This is a genomic window from Sphingobium sp. DC-2 (assembly GCF_000722555.1).
In the GTDB taxonomy this organism is placed as follows: domain Bacteria; phylum Pseudomonadota; class Alphaproteobacteria; order Sphingomonadales; family Sphingomonadaceae; genus Sphingobium; species Sphingobium quisquiliarum.
The window spans coordinates 212,458-232,086 of the sequence record NZ_JNAC01000114.1 but is presented as its reverse complement, the minus strand read 5'-3'; the positions used below and the strand labels follow the sequence as shown (position 1 = coordinate 232,086).

15 protein-coding genes, 1 tRNA gene and 1 riboswitch are annotated in these 19,629 nt (G+C 64.1%); of the genes, 9 read left to right on the top strand and 7 right to left on the bottom strand.

The features are described 5' to 3' along the window. The first annotated feature begins 245 nt into the window (after positions 1–245). The 4 genes from ET21_RS0120210 (at position 246) to ET21_RS0120195 (ending at position 5,659) form a co-directional block, all read left to right on the top strand. Complete coding sequence (locus tag ET21_RS0120210; RefSeq protein ID WP_152522018.1) at positions 246–1,316, top strand: hypothetical protein; 1,071 nt, start codon at positions 246–248, stop codon at positions 1,314–1,316. A 39-nt stretch (positions 1,317–1,355) separates the two neighbouring features. Then, on the top strand, positions 1,356–3,296 hold the full coding sequence (locus ET21_RS0120205; protein WP_051768269.1) for an NAD(P)/FAD-dependent oxidoreductase: 1,941 nt from the start codon (positions 1,356–1,358) through the stop codon (positions 3,294–3,296). A 106-nt stretch (positions 3,297–3,402) separates the two neighbouring features. Further along, on the top strand, positions 3,403–4,710 hold the full coding sequence (locus ET21_RS0120200) for an MFS transporter (protein ID WP_021236543.1): 1,308 nt from the start codon (positions 3,403–3,405) through the stop codon (positions 4,708–4,710). Continuing rightward, a complete protein-coding gene (locus ET21_RS0120195; RefSeq protein ID WP_051768268.1) occupies positions 4,700–5,659 on the top strand; it encodes a DMT family transporter in 960 nt (319 codons plus the stop codon). Before ET21_RS0120200 ends, ET21_RS0120195 begins: the two co-directional genes overlap by 11 nt. On the opposite strand, the gene ET21_RS0120190 is transcribed toward ET21_RS0120195, so the two are convergent. The 4 genes from ET21_RS0120190 to ET21_RS0120170 form a co-directional block, all read right to left on the bottom strand. Next, complete coding sequence (locus ET21_RS0120190) at positions 5,656–6,468, bottom strand: sugar phosphate isomerase/epimerase (protein WP_081856797.1); 813 nt, start codon at positions 6,466–6,468, stop codon at positions 5,656–5,658. The genes ET21_RS0120195 and ET21_RS0120190 overlap by 4 nt on opposite strands. A 625-nt stretch (positions 6,469–7,093) precedes the next feature. Then, positions 7,094–7,169, bottom strand: a riboswitch (cyclic di-GMP riboswitch). 243 nt (positions 7,170–7,412) lie between these two features. Next, positions 7,413–10,505, bottom strand: a complete 3,093-nt coding sequence (locus ET21_RS0120180) for an efflux RND transporter permease subunit (protein ID WP_021236539.1) — start codon at positions 10,503–10,505, stop codon at positions 7,413–7,415. Further along, entirely contained in the window at positions 10,502–11,590 is a 1,089-nt protein-coding gene (locus tag ET21_RS0120175) for an efflux RND transporter periplasmic adaptor subunit (protein WP_021236538.1), read from the bottom strand. Before ET21_RS0120175 ends, ET21_RS0120180 begins: the two co-directional genes overlap by 4 nt. Before the next feature lie 20 nt (positions 11,591–11,610). Beyond that, a complete protein-coding gene (locus tag ET21_RS0120170; RefSeq protein WP_162180721.1) occupies positions 11,611–13,104 on the bottom strand; it encodes a TolC family protein in 1,494 nt (497 codons plus the stop codon). Between the two features lie 113 nt (positions 13,105–13,217). Here ET21_RS0120170 and ET21_RS0120165 point away from each other — a divergent pair, with 113 nt between their 5' ends. After that, positions 13,218–13,862: a TetR/AcrR family transcriptional regulator gene (locus ET21_RS0120165; RefSeq protein ID WP_021236536.1), complete on the top strand. Its 645-nt coding sequence runs from the start codon at positions 13,218–13,220 to the stop codon at positions 13,860–13,862. A 54-nt stretch (positions 13,863–13,916) separates the two neighbouring features. Next, on the top strand, positions 13,917–14,537 hold the full coding sequence (locus ET21_RS0120160; RefSeq protein WP_030541079.1) for a TetR/AcrR family transcriptional regulator: 621 nt from the start codon (positions 13,917–13,919) through the stop codon (positions 14,535–14,537). 37 nt (positions 14,538–14,574) lie between these two features. Here the strand turns inward: ET21_RS0120160 and ET21_RS0120155 are convergent, their stop codons facing one another. Further along, on the bottom strand, positions 14,575–15,546 hold the full coding sequence (locus ET21_RS0120155) for a bile acid:sodium symporter family protein (protein ID WP_021236534.1): 972 nt from the start codon (positions 15,544–15,546) through the stop codon (positions 14,575–14,577). 90 nt (positions 15,547–15,636) lie between these two features. Here ET21_RS0120155 and ET21_RS0120150 point away from each other — a divergent pair, with 90 nt between their 5' ends. Then, on the top strand, positions 15,637–16,395 hold the full coding sequence (locus ET21_RS0120150; RefSeq protein WP_030541078.1) for an enoyl-CoA hydratase-related protein: 759 nt from the start codon (positions 15,637–15,639) through the stop codon (positions 16,393–16,395). A gap of 60 nt (positions 16,396–16,455) precedes the next feature. Here the strand turns inward: ET21_RS0120150 and ET21_RS0120145 are convergent, their stop codons facing one another. Together ET21_RS0120145 and ET21_RS0120140 are read right to left on the bottom strand one after the other, a co-directional pair. Continuing rightward, the gene (locus ET21_RS0120145; protein WP_021236532.1) at positions 16,456–16,767 is read right to left on the bottom strand and encodes a hypothetical protein; all 312 of its coding nucleotides are present in this window, start codon (positions 16,765–16,767) and stop codon (positions 16,456–16,458) included. Positions 16,768–16,836: 69 nt separating this feature from the next. Next, entirely contained in the window at positions 16,837–17,358 is a 522-nt protein-coding gene (locus ET21_RS0120140; RefSeq protein ID WP_030541077.1) for a MarR family winged helix-turn-helix transcriptional regulator, read from the bottom strand. Positions 17,359–17,487: 129 nt separating this feature from the next. Between ET21_RS0120140 and ET21_RS0120135 the strand changes: the two genes are divergently transcribed. Further along, a tRNA-Gln gene (locus ET21_RS0120135) sits at positions 17,488–17,562 on the top strand. Positions 17,563–18,105: 543 nt separating this feature from the next. Continuing rightward, the gene (locus ET21_RS0120130) at positions 18,106–19,617 is read left to right on the top strand and encodes an AarF/ABC1/UbiB kinase family protein (RefSeq protein WP_030541076.1); all 1,512 of its coding nucleotides are present in this window, start codon (positions 18,106–18,108) and stop codon (positions 19,615–19,617) included. Positions 19,618–19,629 lie beyond the last annotated feature (12 nt).

Below are 19,629 nucleotides of genomic sequence, written 5' to 3'. Positions count from 1 at the left end.
GGCCTTGCATGGGGAAAAGGCGGCTGAATGGCAACCAGCCTGCCTCTTGCGCTGCTCTCCAGACCTGTTTCAGGCATTTTCCGACTAGCGGTCGAAAAAAAGATTGAACCCCGTCTGCGCCCGGCATAATGTCCGTCCCGGATGCGATCTGCACAAGGGCAGACCCGATATTTCGCATAGATGAATGGAGCCCGGACGGCCATGCGCCGCAACCGGGCGGCAGAAGAGAGAGGATGGAAAATCTGATGACCGGCGATAGCTCCTTTGTGATCCGCCCCGTCGCGGAACCGCAGATCGTGGACAATGTCTACAGCGAGGATCAGGTGCAGCGGATGATCGACGTCATTCGCCGTCATGGACCGTGGAAGATGGTTCTGGCGCAGCATTTCAAGTCGGCAGAGGAAGTGGTCGCGACGATGTCGGGACAGATGCCGGAAGGCGTCGAACCGTCCTTCGATATGTTCCTGACCCCCAATTTCCGCGGCTATTTCGGCATCCACGGCATGTCCAACTATGCCGAGCTGGACGACATTTTCTATAATCCCGCCCATCTGGCGCATGTGCGCTCCTATTGGGACGCCGAGTTCGCCGCGCCTGAATCGATGAACTTCATCATCCAGGGCTCGTCCCGCAATCTGGACCCGGCGCATCTGGACGGCACCAGCTTCCGCGGCGTCGATGGGCGCAACTCGCCCGTATGGCTGCTGAACACCATGGCCAAGTCGGGCCTGTTCCAGCGCTGGATGATGAAGAAGGCGCAGGTCATCAGCTGGTTCTACAATGGCACGATCGGCGGCGGCTTCACCTATTGGCCCGATGGTCCCAAGGGCGCGCCGAAGCGGCTGGCCATGCCTGCCTGGAACCGGGGCGTGGTGACGCAGAATGAAATGATGTTCCACCGGGGCGAAGCCTGCGGCCCGATGGACAAGCGCATGCCGGAAGGGCTGGCCTTCCAGTCGCTATGGTCAGCCGACCCGGAAACGGCGGATGGCTGGCAGATCACCACCGATGGAAAGGTCATCGAGCGGGTTTCGGCGGAAGAAACGCGGCTGATGGTTCATTGGACGGCGCAAGTCTACAAGGACAAGGCGGAACGCGATCTCGTCTTCAATCATAGTGACGACATCACTCATGATCAGGTGTTCGATATTTTCGTCGCCGACCTGCGCGCGCGCGGCCTGACCTTCGCGATGCCGGGCGATCCGATGACCGATCGCGAGTTCATCCGGCTGCTGACGTCGACCTATGATTGCGGCCGCCCTTCGATCTACCCCGTCGAAGCGCCCGGACCGCATCAGGAACAGATCGCCGCCTGACATTCAAACCGCTAGACTGGCGAGAGACGATATATGGATATGAGAACGCAAACGTCGCCCCATAGGCTGGGCGACGACAGCCGGACGCTGCCCATGGCGGACGGCCCGGAACTACGCGCCGCGCTGGAGGCCGCCAACCTCCAGACGCTGCTGATGGTCTATGTGCACCTGACGCATGATGAATCCATGCTGGAAACCTTCAAGGTCCACATCCATCCGCCCTACACCAATCCCGATTATCAGATCCCGCAGGATTGCATCGAGGATTTGCGCGAAAAGCTCCTCTACGTGCTCACCACGCCGGGCGCGGCGCGCCCCGGCGATCCGCCGCTCGACCTGATGAAGAAGATGATGAGCGTGGGCGTCGGCGAGCCGGTGGAGGATGAGTTCATCCCCATGGTGATGGAGCAGGCGGGCTTTCAACGGACCCCTCCCCGCAAGGAGAAGCCCGGCCGCACGCCTCCGCCTCCCGGCTTCAAGGTGCTGGTGATCGGCGCGGGACTGACCGGGCTGCTCGCCAGCATCGAACTGGAGCGCGCGGGCTATGACCATGTCGTCATCGAAAAGAATGAAGAGGTGGGCGGAACCTGGTGGAAGAACCGCTATCCCGGCGTGGGCGTCGATACGCCCAGCCATTTTTATTCCTATTCCTTCGAAATCAGCCCCGAATGGAATCATTATCATCCGCATGGCGCGGACATGCGCGAATATTTCCGCAGCGTGGCGGACAAATATGACCTTCGCCGCAACATCCGTTTCCAGACGAAGGTGCACAGCCTGGAATATGATGAGAAGGACGCCGTCTGGAACGTCACCGTCGAAGATCTGAAAAGCGGGAAGCGCGACGTCATCCGCGCCAATGCCGTCTTCAACGCCTTCGGCACCGCCGATCGCTGGAGCCTGCCCGACATCAAGGGGATCGACAGCTACAAGGGCATCATCACCCACTCGGCGGGCTATGACGAGACTATCGACCTGAAGGGCAAGCGGGTCGCCGTGATCGGCACGGGCGCCAGTTCCGCCCAGATCGTGGCGACGATCGCCAGCGAGGTCAGCGAACTCGCCGTCTTCATGCGCACCAAACACTGGATGATCAACAATCCAGAGGTCACCAAGGAAGTGCCAGAGGCGGTGAAATGGGCGCTGCGCCACATTCCCCATTATAAGGAATGGTTCCGCTTCCGCGTCTTCTGGTTCGCCGCCGACGGATTGTATCCCAATGTGGTGAAGGACCCCAGCTATCCCGAAGACGGCATCGCCGTGTCGGCCCTGAACGAAGGGATGCGGCAATATGCGCTGTCGCACATGCGGCACAAGCTGGCGGGGCGGCCTGACCTGATGGAAAAGCTGACGCCCGATTTCCCCATCTTTTCCAAGCGGATCGTCATGGACGCGGGCTGGTATGACGCTCTGGTCATGCCGCACGTCACGCTGGAGGACAGCCCGATCACCGAGATCACGCCCACGGGCATTCGCACCGCCAATGGCAGGGACTATGAGGTGGACGTGATCATCTGCGCCACCGGGTTCCGCCATGGCAAGCTGGTAAAGGACCTCAAGATCACCGGCCGCGAAGGGCACGATCTGGCGGTCGATTGGGCCGACGAGGAGGAGCGCGCCTATATGGGCACGACGATCCCCGGCTATCCTAACTATTTCATGTCGGTGGGGCCGAACGCTGGTCCCAATCATGCGGGCGGCCTCAACATCGTCAGCGAGGCACAGGTCCATTATATGATCGAATGCCTGGACCATATGCTGGCGAGCGGCGCGCGGACCATCGAGCCGACGCAGGAGGCGTTCGTCCGCCATAATCGCCGGATCGACGACCGCATGAAACATATGATCTGGACCCATCCCAAGTCCAAAAGCTACTATCAGAACAGCAAGGGACGCCCCGTGGGCCCATGGCCTTTCCGCCTGGTCGATATGTGGAACGAAATGCGCGGGCCGGTCCGCGAAGATTTCCGGGTCGAATAGGAAGGCCGCGCTTTCCGGCCTCTGACGGACCGCTGCCCGATGGCGGCGGTCCTTTCCATTGCCCGCGTTACCGGGTTCGTAAACGGACGTCTTGAAGGGGAATCCGATGCACGCAGGCAATGAAGGCGCGGCGGTTCAGTCGTCCCACGGCCGGTCCTATGCCATCTACATGCTCATATTGCTGTTGCTCGCCAGCACGCTCAGCAATGCGGACCGTCACGTACTGTCGGTGCTGCTGCCGTCGATCAAGGCGGAGTTCGGCCTCAGCAATTCCATGCTGGGTCTGATCGCCGGTCCCGTATTCATCGTTCCCTATGTCCTCTTCACCATGCCGCTTGCCCGGCTGGCCGACCGCTGGTCGCGGCGGTCGGTGCTGGCGGGCGCCGTCTTCGTGTGGAGCGTAGCGTCGGCGGCTTGCGGCATGGCTGCCCAGACATGGCATCTCATGTGCGCGCGGCTGGTGGTAGGCATGGGCGAGGCAGGCGGCGGGCCAGCCTCGCAATCGCTCGTCGCCACTCTGTTCACCAAGCGGCGCAATCTGGCGATGGGCGTGCTGGCGTCGGGCATTTACTGCGGCATCGTCGTCGGGCTGACCGGAGGCGCTGCAATCGCGGAGGCTGCGGGCTGGCGCATGGCCTTCATCGCCCTTGCCCTGCCGGGCATTCCGCTCGCGCTGCTCATCTGGTGGACCGGCCCGAGGCGTCTGCGCAAAGTGGTCACGGCCGCGCCCGCGCAGGGCAAGCCCGCTGGCGTGCTGGCGCATTGCATGCGGATACGATCGCTGGTCCTGCTTGCGTTGGGGATGGGCATCTTCAACATCTACGGCTATGGAGCCGCGACATGGATGCCGTCCTATTTCACTCTGTCCCATGGCATGTCGATGGTGGAAGCTGGCGCCTGGATGGGCGTGGGCGCCGCGTGCGGCGGCGTGGTCGGCAGCATCGCCAGCGGCGTCATCGTGGAAGCGCTGGTGCCGCGTCACAAAAGCTGGCAGCTTCGGGTGCCTGCGCTGGGGCTGCTCCTGTCCTGGCCGCTATCCTTGATCGTCTTCAGCCTGCCGGGCGGGACCGCCCTGCCCATCGGCGGCTATCCGGTGCCAGCCGTGGCTCTGCTGTCCGTGACCACCAGTTTCCTTTCATCGCTGTGGATGGGTCCGTCCTACGCAGCGCTGGCCCGGCTGGTGCCAGCGGATTTGCGTGCGCAGACGATTGGGTTGCTGGGCGTCGTCATGAACGTGATGGGCAGCCTGCTCGGTCCGCCGATCGCCGGGCTGGTCAGCGATCTCCTGACCGAGCGTTTCGGGACGGAATCGCTGCGCTACAGCCTGCTGACCATGAGCAGCCTCATCCTGGTCGGCGGGCTGATGCTATGGCGGGCCGCTGATCATTATGGAAAGGAAGTCGTTGAAGTCTGAGGCGGTTACCCTTTCCTCAGGGCAAGCAGGCGCGGTCCGCTCCGGCAGTCAGCCGGTCGAACATCGCGGAAGGGGCATCACCCTGCGCGTCGGTGCGGTGACGGCGTTCGGCGCGATGATGGCGGCGATGAAATATGCCTCCGAACATGGCGTCGTTCCGATCGAGATCCTGTTTTACCGGAACCTCTTTTCCCTGCCGACGATCATCGCGTGGATTTTGTGGTCCGGCGGCTTTTCCGTCGTCAGGACCAGCCGCCCTGGCGCGCATGCGGCGCGGAGCATATTGGGCCTTGGGGTCATGTTCCTGACCTTCATGGCGCTGTCGCGGCTGCCGCTGGCGGAAGCGACGGTGATCAGCTTTTCCGCGCCCCTGTTCGCCACCATGCTGTCCGCCCTAGTGCTGCGCGAGACGGTGGGATGGCACCGGTGGAGCGCGGTCGCCATCGGCTTCATCGGCGTGCTGATCGCCGTCCAGCCCGGCGGGACGGAACTGCCGCTCGCGGGCGTGGCGATCGGCCTGACTGCGGCGCTTGGCACGGCCGTGGTTGTCATCACCCTGCGCCAGATCGGCCAGACGGAAAGCGCTGCCTCTACGGTGTTCTGGTTCAATATCGTCTGCATCACGGCGACCGCGCTGCCCATGCCCTTCCTGTTCAAGGTCCATGAACCGGCCATATGGATGGCGCTTGTCCTGGGCGGCCTGATGGGCGGGATGGCGCAGATCATGATGACGTCTGCCGTCCGCTATGCGCCCGTTTCGGTCCTCGCCCCGTTCGATTATCTGCAACTGATCTGGGCGATATTCTGGGGCTATATTCTGTTTTCCGACCTGCCCGCAGCCCCGGCGATCGCGGGCGCGGCATTGATCGCCAGCGCGGGCTGCTATGTCGTCTGGCGGGAAAGAAAGCTGAACCGTCCGATCAGCGGCACGCCGCAGCGCGTGGTCTAAAGCTCTCCCAGCAGGCGGCGAGTGGCCTGCACGGCAATGCGGGCGCGCTCGACCGGCGTCGCATCCTCGGCGGCGATGAAGGGCGCTTCGATGGCCACGGTGGCGGAGGATGGGATCAGAGGAACGAACGCTTCCAGCCCAAATTCCCCCTCACCCGGAGGCAAGCGCGCAATCGTGGCTTCGCGATAACGATCGGCGGGCGGTTCGCGCGGGCCGTCATTCAACTGGACATGAAATATGCGCTCCGGCGGCAGCGAGGCTATGTCGTCCCAGCTCCACCCGGATCGCACGACATGCAGCGTGTCGAGGCACAGGCCCACATGCGAACCGGCGGACATCGCCAGTTCCAGCGCATCGCCCTGCGTGACAACCGCCGACAAGGGAAAAGCCTCTATTGCCATTTCCACGCCTGCGGACTTGGCAAGTCCGGCCAATCGGCACATGGCATCCCGCAAGCGCGCGGAATCAGGATCGAAGCCCAGCGCATTGACGCGCCCGCCCAACTCCGCCGTCAGATCGACGGTGCGCTCCAGCTCCGCCCAATCCGTGTCCTCCTGTAGCATGAAGGGTTCGACGATCCCGGTGCGCAGCCCGCTCCGCCGCAGCGCCTGCACCACATCCCGGCGTGCCGCGCAGTCATGGATCAGGTCACGATAGGGGCCAAGCGGAAGCGGCTTGACGAACAGACTGACGCTGGAGCAGCCCGTCTCGCTAGCGACTTCGATCAGTTCCAGCGCCGTCAAATCCGATAATGTAAGATGATCCAGGCAGAGCTGGCGCATGGTCTTCCTCTCCACAAGCGCCGTCATTGCGGCTTTCGCCCGCTGGAATTGAATGTTTGGGGCCTCTGCTGTCAAGCGCGCCTCGCCGATTGTCGAGGCATATGTAGGATCGGCGGGGCTGCTCGGACGGATGACTTTGCCTGCTTAGATGTCGAAGTCCCTTGGCTGGATTGAAGCACGACATCCCACGAAGGCACTCGGACGAGACAAGCGGCTCATGAAAGCCGGTTCAAGCGCCGATCTTCAAAATCTAGGGAGTGTGAGAAGAAGTAAGCCTGATTGAGATATTTCGCGGGCTTCATACCCCTTCGCACTAAGCTATCGGAAGGCCATCTTCCGCCATATTCATAACCAAATGCTCATGCAAAGCACAGCGTCCCGGAGCGGGGGGGGGCGGGAACCGGGACGCTGTGCTTCTCTCCCATAGTGCGACCCGAGGGAGGTTTATGTGCGCGAACCACCTCGCGCTGATGCGAGCGATGCCACCGTCTGGAGCAGGTGCGAGAGGGAGGTCCACGGCCCTTCCCACCTGCCCGACGGGCACTTCATCATGTTACGGCTGGATGGCCCAATCACGGCCCGAAGCGCCTGTTCGTCGAACATCTGCGCCATGAGAAAAGACCATATGCCGCGCCATCGCTCGATCCCCTGTTTCGGCAACCCCGCTATCTCGCCAGAGACCGGAGGTTTTGCGTCCTGCCGTCACCGGCAGTTTGCCTTTTCGGTCAGGGCAGCTTGCTTGGGCTCGCTGCTCTTTCCTGGAGACTACTTAGCCGGATTCTGCCCAAAGGTCAAATGCTTGTCGGCAGTATTTGAAGTTCAGGCGAAGAGGGGCGGTTCAATAGGCGCTTTTCATAGGCGTCAACGGCATGCCCGCAGCCGCCATCATCAGCACGCTGCCGAATCTGCTTTTGACAAGCTGGCGCGACGACTCCCGCATCGGCCCATCCCTCCCGCTATGCGGGAAAAATTCAGGTGACGACCGGGTCCTCGTCACCGGGTTGCCGGGGCGTGACGAGCCGCGCCGCCTTGGGCGACAGCCAGCGTTCAAATCCGTCCACAATCTCGTAGATCACCGGCACGAAGATCAGCGACAAGGCGGTCGAGCTGATCAGGCCGCCGATCACCGCCAGCGCCATGGGCTGGCGAAACTCCGCGCCTTCACCGATGCCGAGAGCGGTCGGCATCATGCCCGCGGCCATGGCGACGGTCGTCATCACGATCGGACGGGCGCGTTCCCGGCAACTGTTGCGCAGCGCTTCGCCCATCGGCACCCCGCGCCGCTCATCCTCGATCGCGAACTCCACCAGAAGGATGGAGTTCTTCGCGCACAAGCCAAGCAGCATCAGCAGCCCGATCATCGCCGGAAGGTCCAGCGTCTTGCCGAAGATCAGCAGCGTCGCAAAAGCGCCCAGCAGCGACAGCGGCAGCGCTGCCAGGATGACGACCGGCTTGAAGAAGCCTTTGAACAGCAGCACCAGCACGGAAAAGGTGAGGCCAATGCCTGCCGCGATGGCGATCATGAAGCCGCCGAACAATTCCTGGATAGCTTCGGAATCGCCCTCGCGCGCCTGCTTCACCCCCGCGGGCAGGGTCTTCATCGCCGGAAGCGCCGCGACTTCTTCCAGAGCCTGGCCCAGCGTACGGCCGGACACCAGATCCGCCTCCACCGATACGCGCCGTTCGCGATCATAGCGGATGATCTTGCCGGGACCCGCGCGGAAGGTGATGTCGGCGACGGCCGACAGCGGGGTCGTGTTGCCGTCCAGCGTCGGCACGCGCAGCCCGGCGATGACGGACAGGTCCTGCCGCGCTCCTTCGGGCAGGCGCACGCGGATCGGCACGCGCTCATCACCATCGGACAGCTTGGCGACGTTGGCGTCGATATCGCCGATGGTGGCGATGCGCAGCACCTGCGCCAGCGTGCGGCTGTCGACATTCAGGCGCGCCGCTTCCGCCGGACGGGGCGTCACGATCAATTCCGGCCCGGCCGGGGGTGGCGCGGGACGCGGGTCGGAAATGGACGGCACGTCGCGCATCTGGCGCAGCAAGGCGGTCTGGGTCCGCTCCAGCGCCTGCCCGTCCTCACCCGCCAGGATGATGTTCACCGCCGCGCTGCCGAACGCCCCCTGGTTGGACAAGCGCACATCGGGCACGTCGCGCAGCTTGGGACGGATGATTTCGCGAAACTCGTCGGTCGTGATGTCCCGATCATGCTTCAGGAGGACGGTGATCGTGCCGGACCGCATGTCATCCGTGCCGCCGAAACCCGCGGTGGAACCGACCTGCGCGAAGACCCGCTCCACGGCTGGTTCCTTGAGCAGCAGGCGCGTCGCCTGGGTGACCGACTGTTCCATGTCGGCCCGCGTCGCGCCGGGCGCACCCTGCACCGCGATATAGAGATAACCCGGATTGCCGACCGGCTGGAATCCGATCGGCGTGGACACCGCCATCAGCAGCGACACCACCAATATGCCCGTTCCGATCGCCATCGTCGTCCAGCGATGCGCCAGCGCCCAATCCAGAATGCGGGTATAGCGCCGGTAGACCGCGCTATGCTCCTTGTCCGGCTGATGACCGCGATCGTGCAGCGGCGTCAGGAAATAGGCCGCCATGAGCGGCGTCAGCAGACGCGCGACCACCAGCGAGAACAGCACCGCCGCTGCGACCGTCAGGCCGAATTCCCGGAAAAACTGCCCCGCCTGTCCCGGAATGAGCGATACGGGCGCGAATACCGCGACGATGGTGAAGGTGGTGGCGATGACAGCGAGGCCAATCGCATCGGCACCGATCAGCGCCGCGCGATAAGGCGATTCCCCCGCCTCGATCCGCTTTTCGATATTTTCGACCTCAACGATGGCGTCGTCCACCAGGATGCCGATGACCAGCGTCAGCGCGAGCAGCGTGATACTGTTCAGGCTGAACCCCATCGCCGACATGAACACGAAGGTCGGGATCAGCGACAGCGGCATGGCGACGGCGGCGATGATGGTCGCGCGCCAGTTGCGCAGGAATACGTAAACGATCAGCACCGCCAGGAATATGCCTTCCACCAGCACATGCTGCGTCGACGAAAAGGTCCTGCGGGTCGAATCGACCGTCGATACCAGCCGGGTAAAGGTGACGCCGGGATGCTCCGCCTCCAGTTGGGCGATGGTGGCGACGACCTTGTCCTCGACGCTGATGTCGCTGACATCGCTGGTCTTGCTGATCTGAACGGCGGTGACGGGGCGGCCGTCCAGACGCGCGAAGCTGCGCTCCTCCGTCGCACCGTCACCCACTTCGGCGATGTCGGACAGGCGCACATAGCGGCCCGCCACCGGGATGGTGACGTTGCGCAGACGGGCGACGTCATTGTTGGAGCCCAGCACGCGGATCGTCTGTTCAACCTCGCCGATACCCGCGCGTCCGCCCGCCTCGTCCGTGTTGAACGCTGCCAGCGCATTGTTGACCTGCGGCGGCGTGACGCCCAGCGCCGCCATCCGCTCGGCGTCCAGGATGACGTTGATCTCACGGGTCGCGCCACCGATGCGGCTGACCTGCGCCACGCCGTCCTGCGCCTGGAAAGCGCGCGAGGCGACCTTGTCAATGAAGCGGGACAGTTCGGGTCCGCTCATCCCCTTGGCACTGACGGCATAGGTCAGGATGGGCGCATTATCGATGTCCAGCCGCTGCACCAGCGGCGGATCGATGCCCGGCGGCAACTGCACCCGCGTCCGCTCCACCGCCGTGCGGATATCGTCGGTCGCCTTCTGCATGTCGCTATGCAGTTCGAATTCGACCATCGTCGTGGATGCGCCCAGCACCACCGTCGAACTGATATGCTTGACCCCCGACACGGTGCTCAGCGAATTTTCGATCGGCCGGGTGATCTGGTTTTCCATCTCGCTCGGCGCGGCCCCGCTTTGCGTTACCGTCACCTGCACGACCGGCACAGTCACATTGGGGAACTGCTTGATGGGCAGGCCCACATAAGCAACGATGCCCGCGATCGTCAGCAGGATAAAGAGCGACACGACCGGAATCGGGTTCCGTATCGACCAGGCGGAGATCTGGAAGCTCATTTACGTGCCGCCTGCGCCTGAGCGATGCGGACCTTGTCGCCTTCCAGCACGAATGCGCCGCCGCTCAGCACCGCCCTTGCGCCCGGCTTCGCGCCGGAAAGGATCTCGGCAAAGCCGCCCGCTCGCCGCCCTGTGCGGACGCTGACGCGGTGCACCCGGTCATTCTTGTCCAGCAACAGCATGTAAGCGCCGTCCGCATCATAGTGCACCGCCTCTTCGGGCGCCACCGTCACCGGGGCGCTCGCCTTGACGAAGCGGGCCTGGGCGAAGCCGCCCGCGCGCAGGTCATCGCGCACCGGCAGCGCGATGCGGGCGCGAGAAAGCCCCGTCTGATTATCCACCCGCGCGCCCAGCAGCCGTACCCGGCCGTCGAGCGTGGTGCCGTCAGCCAGCGTCACCGTCACCGGATCGTTGATGGACAATGTGCCCATCGACGCTTCGGGCACTTCGGCGTCCAGTTCGATCAGGTTGCCGCGCGCGATGGTGAACATGACCTGCCCGGTGGACGAAGCGTCACCCGGCCGGGCCGATCGTTGCAATACGCGTCCAGCGACCGGCGTACGGACGGCCATGCGCTGCTGCCGCGTCAGAAGGTCCTGTAATTGCGCGCGGGCGACCTCCACCCCGGCGGCGGCGGTCCGGTCGGCGTTGCGGCGCTGCTCGATCGCTTCCTGCGAGAGCACGCCGCTATTGTCCAGTCCGGCGACGCGGCGGGCCTCGGCCCTCGCCTGGTCTGCCTGCGCGCGTTGCTGTGCCAGTGTGGCGCGCGCCTGGGCAATCTGCGATTCCAGCAGAGCATCGTCCAGCACCGCCAGCACCTGCCCCGCGCGAACGTTTGCATCCTCCTCCACCAGCACGCGGGCGATGCGATAGCCCGACACTTCCGGCGCAATCGCCACTTCCTCGCGCGGGATCAGGCGGCCGGATGCTGCAAAGCCACCCTCCAGCGGCTTTTGCTCGACGCGTGCGACGGTGACCGATGGGGGCGGCGGCGCCACCTTTTCCTCCGCATTTCCGCATGCGGCAAGCATCTGCACTGCGGCCAGCGCGGCTGCGGTCAAGGCAAGGAACGGCTTGTGCGTCACGGATTTTCCCTGAGCGAATGTCATGAGACGGGCGTTTGAATATTGGCAGGTGGATCGGCCGCTACCGGCAGTGGAACAGGCTCATGCCCCGGCGCGATAGCGGGCGCAGCCGGGTCCCACCCGCCGCCAAGCGCGCGGAAGGCACTCACCACATTGGTCAGCGCCTGCGATCGCGCGATGGTGAGCGCCGTGCGCGCGGCGCGCCAGCTGCGTTCCGATTGCAGCAGCGTGGTAAGATCGGTGAGGCCGATACGATATCCCTGCCGCGCTGCCTCAAACGCGAAGCGGCTGCGTTCCTCCGCGCGGGTCAGTTCGGCGAGACGCGGGCGATCGCTCGCCACGGTGAACAGCGCCGTATCCGCGTCGCGAAAGGCCGCCTGCACCGCTGCCTCATAGGCGATCACGGCCTGCTGTCCTTGCGCTTCGGTGGCACGCAGCCGCGCCATCAGCCGGGGCCGGTCCAGGATCGGCAGCGTGACGCCGCTGGCCAGCGACCATAATCCATTCGTGCCGCCCAGCATCCCCGTCGTGCGCGTGATGCTGCCGCTGCCCTGAAGGGTGAACTGCGGGAACAAGGCCAGCCGGTCGACTTTCACCTGCGCCGCTGCCGCCGCGAGCCGCGCTTGCGCCGACAGCACGTCGGGGCGGCGTGTCAGCAGGGTCGCTGGAAAGGCGGCAGGCACGGCAGGCGGAATGTCCAGCCGGGGCTCGATCGGCAGGCTGCTGACCGGTGCGTCCGCCCTGCCCGTCAGCACCAGCAGCGACCTTCGCGCATTATGCAGCGCCGCGTCCAGCCGCACCACTTCCGCCCGCGCCGTCGCCACGTCGCTTTCCAGGCGGGCCGTATCCGCGCCGGATACCAGTCCCCGCGCCAGTCCCAGCCGCGATGTCGCCGCCAATTCCTCTGTTATCCGCAGCGTCTCGGCCGCGTCATTCCGCTGCACGAGCAATCCCCGCGCCTCGAACAGCGCGCTCGCCACATCCGCAGCCAGACTGAGACGCGTGGCATGATAATCATAGGCGGCTGCAACATAATTGGCCCGCGCGCCCCGCCCGATCGCCGCCAGACGGCCGAACAGGTCGATCTCCCACGCGGGGGAGAAGGCGCCGGACAATGATTTGGCAGTCGCGGTCGATCCCATGAAATCGACGCCGCTGAACTGCTCACCCCCCTGTATGCGGGCGTTTCCGGTGAGGTTGCCGGTTGGCAGGCGCTGCGACAGGGACTGATCGCGGATCGCCCGCGCCTCGCGCAGGCGGAAATAGGCAGTGCGGGTGTCGGTGCTGTCCGCCAGCGCCCTGTCCACCAGTTCCACCAGCTGCGGATCGCCGAACCTGTCCCACCAGCGATCGATCGCCTCCGCTTCCTGAGAGGCGGATAGGGCCGTCTGCTCCGCATCGAAGGCGGCGGGCAAGGACGTCCTTGGCTGGTCCAGCCTGACGCTGGGCGCGCAACCACCGGCAGCCAACGCCGCCGCCGCAACCAGACAGAGGTGGAAACGGGCAATCGGCAAGAGAAGGCAGCTCCGTATCGCGCGCAAGGCGCTGGTTCAGCATTCGAATAAGCCCGGTCAAAAAAGGAAACAAGACTGTTTCTTTTGTCCCCGGAATTTTCTACATCTGCCCTATGAGCGATCCTTCTCCCCCCGCCCGCAGACCGGGCCGCCCGCGGCGTGAGGAAGCTGGCGACATCGAACGGCGGCTCACCGAAGCCGCTGTGCACATGCTGGTGCAGCATGGCGCGGGCGTGACGATGAACGCCCTGATCGCCGCGTCCGGCCTGTCGCGAAAAACGGTCTATGCGCGCTATCCCAATATGTCGGCGCTGCTGCTTTCCGTCCTACGCAAGCTGCTCCATTTCGAACATGCACCCTTTGCCGTGCCAGAGGGGCCGGATTGGCGATTGCGTCTGCGCGATTCCATCAGGGACCTTCTGGAGGAAGTGTCGCAACCGCATGCACAGGCTCTACGCCGCATATTGATGATGGATTCCAGCCTGTTCGAGGAGGTGAAACCGCAAATCGAGCAAGTGGTCGTCAAGCGCTATGTGGACCCGTTCAGCGGCTTTTTCACCAGCCTTATCGAAGATGGGCTCATCCCCCCGCAGGACACGGTCTTCGCGGCGGAAACACTGATGAACATCGTCCTTATGGAAGCGCAACGCCGCTTTTACGAAGGGGATGACAGCAAGGACCCGATGATCTTCGTCGGCAATGCCGCCCGCCTCTTCTGCGGCGGACTGGCAGCGGAACTGGACATGCTGGAACGATGACGTAGACAGAACGGACTTGCATCAGACGGATGCATGTTGGACAGCAACGGAGGAATGAACAAGCAAGCCAGCATAAGGCGCGCGGGCCGACCCAGGGCGGAGGAGTCGGAACAGAAGCGCGAACGCCTGATCACCACGGCGCTACAGGAATTCGCCCGCGCCGGGTTCCACGCTGCATCGGTCAGGGACATTGCGGAAAAGGCGGAAATCTCCAGCCGTACCCTTTATAATTATTACCCGGAAAAGCTCGCCTTGCTGGAGGCGTGCCTTGAATATTCGGCGCGCCAGTTCCGGCCCGTGCTGCCCGCCCTGAAAGGCGGCCTTCATTCGCAGTTGGTCACCTACGCCACGGAAATGCAGCGATATCTTTCCAGGCCGCTCAGCATGCAGATCGCGCGCCTGATCTTTCGCGAAAGCAGCGATTTTGAAGGGCTGCGGGAAATCGCCCGGCTGCAATTCGAGCGGCATCAGGTCGTGCCCGTGGCCGCCATATTGGAAAAGGGCGGCGTCGATCCCGCCAGGTCGCAACTGCTGGCGATGCAGTTCGTCGCCATGGCCTTCGGCGAATGGCACCGCCGGTTGCTCTATGGGCGCGACCCGCTCACCCGCGCGGAAATGGCGGAACAGGCCGAACTTACCGTCGGCATATTCCTGAACGGCATCGGCAAATCCTGATGCGTAGTCCGGCCCCTGACCCCAGCCGCCAAGGCAATCAATCAGCGGGTCCGGCCTTTGCCCCATAACGGCGGGCCAGAATAGCGCAGACCATTAGCTGGATCTGGTGAAATAGCATGACCGGCAGCAGCATCGGCCCCACCACGCTCGCCGGAAACAACACGCCTGCGATCGGCACGCCGGTCGCCAGACTCTTCTTCGACCCGCAAAATTGCAGTACCACCGCATCTTCGCGCGGCAGGTGGAGCAACCGCCCCAACGCCCAGGTAAACAGCAGCACCGCCGCTAATATGATGACGCATAGCACGGCCAGCACCACCAGTTCCATGCGCGAAACCTTGTGCCACAGCCCCTCGACCACGGCCGCGCTGAACGCCGAATAGACGATCAGCAGGATCGATCCCCTGTCCACCCGCCCCAGCATGGCGCGGTGCCGCGCGACAAAGCCGCCGATCAGCGGGCGGCTCAAATGGCCGAGCAGGAAGGGCAGCAGCAATTGCAGCACGATCTTTTCCACCGATGTCAGCGAAATGAGCGCGCCGCCACCGCTCTTGCCCATCAGCAGGGCGACGAGCAGCGGCGTCAGCGCAATGCCCAGCAGGTTGGAAAAGGACGCGCTCACCACCGCCGCCGCCACATTGCCGCGCGCGATCGCGGTGAAGGCGATGGAAGATTGCACGGTCGAAGGCAGCAGCGTCAGGAACAGCAGTCCCGCCCGCGTCGATGGCGCAATGCCTCCAACATGCTGCGTCGCCAGGCCGATGAGGGGGAAAAGCAGGAAAGTGGTGGAAAGCGTCGCCAGATGCAGTTTCCACGCCTTCGTCCCGCTCCAGATCGCCTCTCGCGATAATTTCGCGCCGTGCAGGAAGAATAGCAGAACGATCCCGGCATCCGCTGCCAGCGCAACGATGCGCGCGCCGTCCCCCCGCGCCGGAAGCACGGAAGCGAGCAGCACCATGCCGATCAGCAGGAGCAGAAAGGGATCGAGCAGTTCCCGGAGCCGGTTCATCCCCGCGCCTCTAAGGGGGATCGCCGAAAAAGGATAGACGCAAGGGCCGCTGCTGGCTCATCTGGGCAGAATGAAAGGACGTGAAATCCGATGAGCGAAGACATTGAGTGCCGCGAAAGGGACGGCGTGATGGAAATCCTGATCGACCGCCCGGCCAAGAAGAATGCGCTGACCACCGCCATGTATCAGCGGATGACCGCTGCGCTGGCCGATTGTTCGGCCCGGCCGGACATTGGCGCAGTGCTGTTCGCTGGCAAGGGCGACGACTTCTGCGCGGGCAACGATCTTCAGGATTTCACGCGCGGGCCAGAGGGCGGAGAGGCCGCGTTCGCCTTCATCCGCGCGCTTGCCGCCTTCGAAAAGCCCGTGGTGGCCGCGGTTCAGGGGCTGGCCGTCGGCATAGGGACGACCATGCTCTTTCACTGCGACCTGGTCTATGCCGCGCCGGACGCTCGCTTCGTCACCCCCTTCGTCAATCTGGGCCTGGTGCCGGAGGCTGGCTCCAGCCTGCTCGCGCCCGCCACATTGGGCCATGCGCGCGCGTCGGCCATGCTGCTGCTGGGTGAGCCGATCGACGCTGAGACCGCGGATAGAGGGGGCCTGCTCACCGCCATCGTGCCGGCCGGGGATTTGCTGGATCACGCTCGCGCCAAGGCGAAGGCGCTGCTCGCCAAACCGCCGCAGGCGCTCGCGGCGGCACGGCGGCTGATACGGGGCGACCTGTCGCATCTCCTGCAACGGATCGATGAAGAAGCGGCGCTTTTCCGTCAGATGCTGGGCTCTGCCGAAGCACAGGAAGCCTTTGCCGCCTTCTTCGAAAAACGTCCGCCGCCTTTCCCTCGCGCATAGCAACCAGCGGACGGCCAAAATGAGCTTAAGTGGAAGGGGGAAGATGCCCCCTTCCCGCCCTCATCGCTGCATGTCGTTTCCGGCGCGCTCCATCGCCGCGCCAGCATCGCGCCGCGCTTCCCTGGCCTCCCGGCCAGCCTCGCGCGCGGCATTGTCGGTCGCGGCGCCGATGCGGTCCACGCCATTGTCGATCGCACGGCCTGCATCATCCAGGCCATTGTCGATCCGGTCGCCCGCCCGGTCAGCAGCGCCGCTCACATCATTGCCGATGGCCGAACCGGCATTTTCAACGCTATCAGCCGCCTTTTCGGAACAGGCTGACAGGCCCGTGACGGACAGGATCGCCAAGGCTGGCAGATATGATATGTTCATGTGTCATCCTCATCACCGGTCAACAGTCCGTCATTAAGCGCGGCAGCGGCGATAAGGTTGCGCAAATGCTCACCGTCCGCGCAAGCCGAACACCATCGACCGGTCCGCATCCGGGATCAGCCCTTCCAGCACGCGCCAGAAGCCGGTGACCGACCCCTGCCCTGCCTGGGCATAGGCGGCGGCCATCTTCTCCCGCAGCGCGCGGAACAGCTCCGCTTCCAGTTCCTGCCCGGCGGGGCTGAGCCGCAGCAGCTTCTGCCTGCGATCGCTGGGACCCGGACGGGTCTCGATATAGCCGCGCTCGATCAGGTCGTTGAGGACGCGGCCCAGCGACTGCTTGGTGATCGCCAGCAGCCGCAGCAGGTCCTTGACTGCAAGATCGGGCTGCCGCGAAATGAAATAGAGCGCGCGATGATGCGCCCGGCCCAGCCCTTGCGCCGCCAGCCCTTCGTCTATCGAACGGGTGAGCGCGGAATAGCCGAAATACAGCATCTCGATCCCCCGGCGAATCTCATTTTCCCGCAGGAAAAGCGGAGAAGCCGGTGCAATCTGCGTGGATGCGGGGGTAACGGGTGAGCTATTTGCAGTCATGCCGGCGATTTCCAGAAAGGAGCGGATCGATCCCCGCATATTGCCGGTCACAAGAGGTGATGACTAGGCTTTCCTTTCGCGCCGCACACGCTATATGGCGGACCGCGCCCGGCCGGTCCGCGCGCATGCTGGGGCGTAGCCAAGCGGTAAGGCAGCGGTTTTTGGTACCGCCATGCGCAGGTTCGAATCCTGCCGCCCCAGCCAGTTTGATGTTCCTTTGATTTTGAGCGTGTAAGTCATAAGCTGCGGTGAATGTGGGGTCCGTCTGGGGGGTCCACTCGTGGGATGCGTTTCGGGCCCAGCGGGAGCATGCCGGAGCCGCGCATGACTCGCTTGTGATTAGTGCAACCGTAGCGTTATTTTTCTGCGAAAATGGGGGCTGGAGAGGCGAGAGGCCAGCCGCTGGACACTGAGCGCCTGCGGAGGACTGTCGCGCTTCCTTGCGCCAGTTTGGTGGGAGGCCGAGACGGTCCACGCTCCACGCTCCACGCTACCACCATGTCGAACTTGCGGCGCGTGGCATCCTTCAGCAGGCGGTCAAAGGCGGGGCGCTCGTCCCGGCCCCCTGGCTCCGCTGATCCCCGCATCCTCATACGCCTCACCCTCCGCGAAACCCGATCCCAGACAGGCCCTCCTGTAGAGTCGAGTGCAAATCCTTGAGCGCATGGAACTGCGGCCAGTTCACAAGCGGTTGATCTCTGCCCGTCAAGTTGCGGAGCGCAGGCTCATGAAGTGTAAGGAGACATGATGTTCAAAACCTTGACCGTTGCCGCGCGCGACCGCGCCCGGCTGGCCGAGATCATCAATGTCGCGTCGCGGCTGGGGTTGGGGCTGCTCCTTGCCCAGCTTGGCATCGAACCCAAGGGCAAAGGGGGGCAACAGGATTTTGAAGGCGCTGATCTGCCGCGCCGGGTCAGAATGGCGCTGGAGGCATTGGGGCCGACTTTTGTCAAACTGGGGCAAATTCTGGCGACGCGCGCGGACCTTCTTCCACCCCATTGGATCGCGGAATTGGAGGCGCTTCACAGCCAGGCGCCCATGATCGCGTTCGATGATCTGCGTCCCTCCGTGGAAGCCGCGCTTGGCGCACCGCCTGAAGAGGTGTTTGCCTCCTTCGATGAGACCCCTCTGGCGGCCGCGTCGATAGCGCAGGTTCATCGCGCGACGCTTGAAGATGGAACCGCCGTCGTGCTCAAGATCCGGCGGCCGGGCATCCGCCCGCCTGTCGAAGCGGACCTGAGGCTCGTGAGCCAGTTGGCCGCCCTTGCTGAAACGAGCAATCCGCAGGTCCGGCGTTTCCATCCGGTTGCGCTCGCCCGGCAGCTCGCCGACGCCATGCTGAGCGAACTGGATTTCACCCAGGAGGGACGCAACGCCGAGATGATCCGCGATGATTTCGCGGGCGAGCCGCAAGTGATCATCCCCGAAATCCACTGGCAATGGACATCAGAGAGCCTGCTTGTCATGGATTATGTCGAAGGGTCGCCGCCGCGCGACGGAGACATGCTGCGCGCCCAAGGGATCGATCCGGCGGCCATAGCGGCGCTCGGCGCCGACATGGTTCTGGACATGGTGCTGATCAATGGGCGGTTCCATGCCGATCCCCATCCCGGAAACCTCCTGTGCCTGCCGGGCAATCGCATCGCGCTGCTTGATTTCGGCATGATCGGGCATGTCTCGCCCCGCCGGCGCGAGGAGTTTCTGAGCTTCCTGCTGTCGCTCACCTGCGGCGATCCGGCGGCGCTTGCCGACACGCTGGCGATATGGTCCCAGGACGGCAACGTTCCGCGAGAGCGCGTGATGCTGGTGGCCGAACGCCTCGTTGCCCGACACAGCGGCGGACGCATCATCTTGTCCGCCATGATGACGGACTTCCTGGCCGTGCTGCGGGATGAGGAGTTGAGCTTGCCGCCTGACCTCCTCCTCATCCTCAAGGCCCTGATCACCATGGATGGCGTTCTCTCCCGCATCGAGCCGGACTTCGATCTCCAGGCGGCGATGCAGCGTTCCTGGCTTCGCGTGGCTCGCGCCCGTCTCTCGCCCGGCCGGTGGGAGCCGCTGCTGCGCAGCCTGGTGCTGGAACTCGCGCGGATTGGCGATGATGCGCCCCGGCTGCTGCGCGCACTGACCCGCCGGATCGAAGGAGAAGCGATCGCCGCCCCATCATTGCAGCCGGATATTCGAGGCTCAGCCCGGCTCATCGCGAGCGCGATTGTTGCTGGCGCGCTGATCATTGCCCTGGCTCTCCTGGGCAGGTGATGGGCGGCTGGC

What these genes read in the sequence shown, in the direction of transcription:
- ET21_RS0120165 (WP_021236536.1), top strand. Translation starts at nt 13,218, where the DNA reads ATGAGCGATCCTTCTCCCCCCGCCCGCAGACCGGGCCGCCCGCGGCGT.
- ET21_RS0120180 (WP_021236539.1), bottom strand. Translation starts at nt 10,505, where the DNA reads ATGAGCTTCCAGATCTCCGCCTGGTCGATACGGAACCCGATTCCGGTC.
- ET21_RS0120210 (WP_152522018.1), top strand. Translation starts at nt 246, where the DNA reads ATGACCGGCGATAGCTCCTTTGTGATCCGCCCCGTCGCGGAACCGCAG.
- ET21_RS0120155 (WP_021236534.1), bottom strand. Translation starts at nt 15,546, where the DNA reads ATGAACCGGCTCCGGGAACTGCTCGATCCCTTTCTGCTCCTGCTGATC.
- ET21_RS0120190 (WP_081856797.1), bottom strand. Translation starts at nt 6,468, where the DNA reads ATGACGGCGCTTGTGGAGAGGAAGACCATGCGCCAGCTCTGCCTGGAT.
- ET21_RS0120160 (WP_030541079.1), top strand. Translation starts at nt 13,917, where the DNA reads ATGAACAAGCAAGCCAGCATAAGGCGCGCGGGCCGACCCAGGGCGGAG.
- ET21_RS0120130 (WP_030541076.1), top strand. Translation starts at nt 18,106, where the DNA reads ATGTTCAAAACCTTGACCGTTGCCGCGCGCGACCGCGCCCGGCTGGCC.
- ET21_RS0120150 (WP_030541078.1), top strand. Translation starts at nt 15,637, where the DNA reads ATGAGCGAAGACATTGAGTGCCGCGAAAGGGACGGCGTGATGGAAATC.
- ET21_RS0120200 (WP_021236543.1), top strand. Translation starts at nt 3,403, where the DNA reads ATGCACGCAGGCAATGAAGGCGCGGCGGTTCAGTCGTCCCACGGCCGG.
- ET21_RS0120140 (WP_030541077.1), bottom strand. Translation starts at nt 17,358, where the DNA reads ATGACTGCAAATAGCTCACCCGTTACCCCCGCATCCACGCAGATTGCA.
- ET21_RS0120205 (WP_051768269.1), top strand. Translation starts at nt 1,356, where the DNA reads ATGAGAACGCAAACGTCGCCCCATAGGCTGGGCGACGACAGCCGGACG.
- ET21_RS0120145 (WP_021236532.1), bottom strand. Translation starts at nt 16,767, where the DNA reads ATGAACATATCATATCTGCCAGCCTTGGCGATCCTGTCCGTCACGGGC.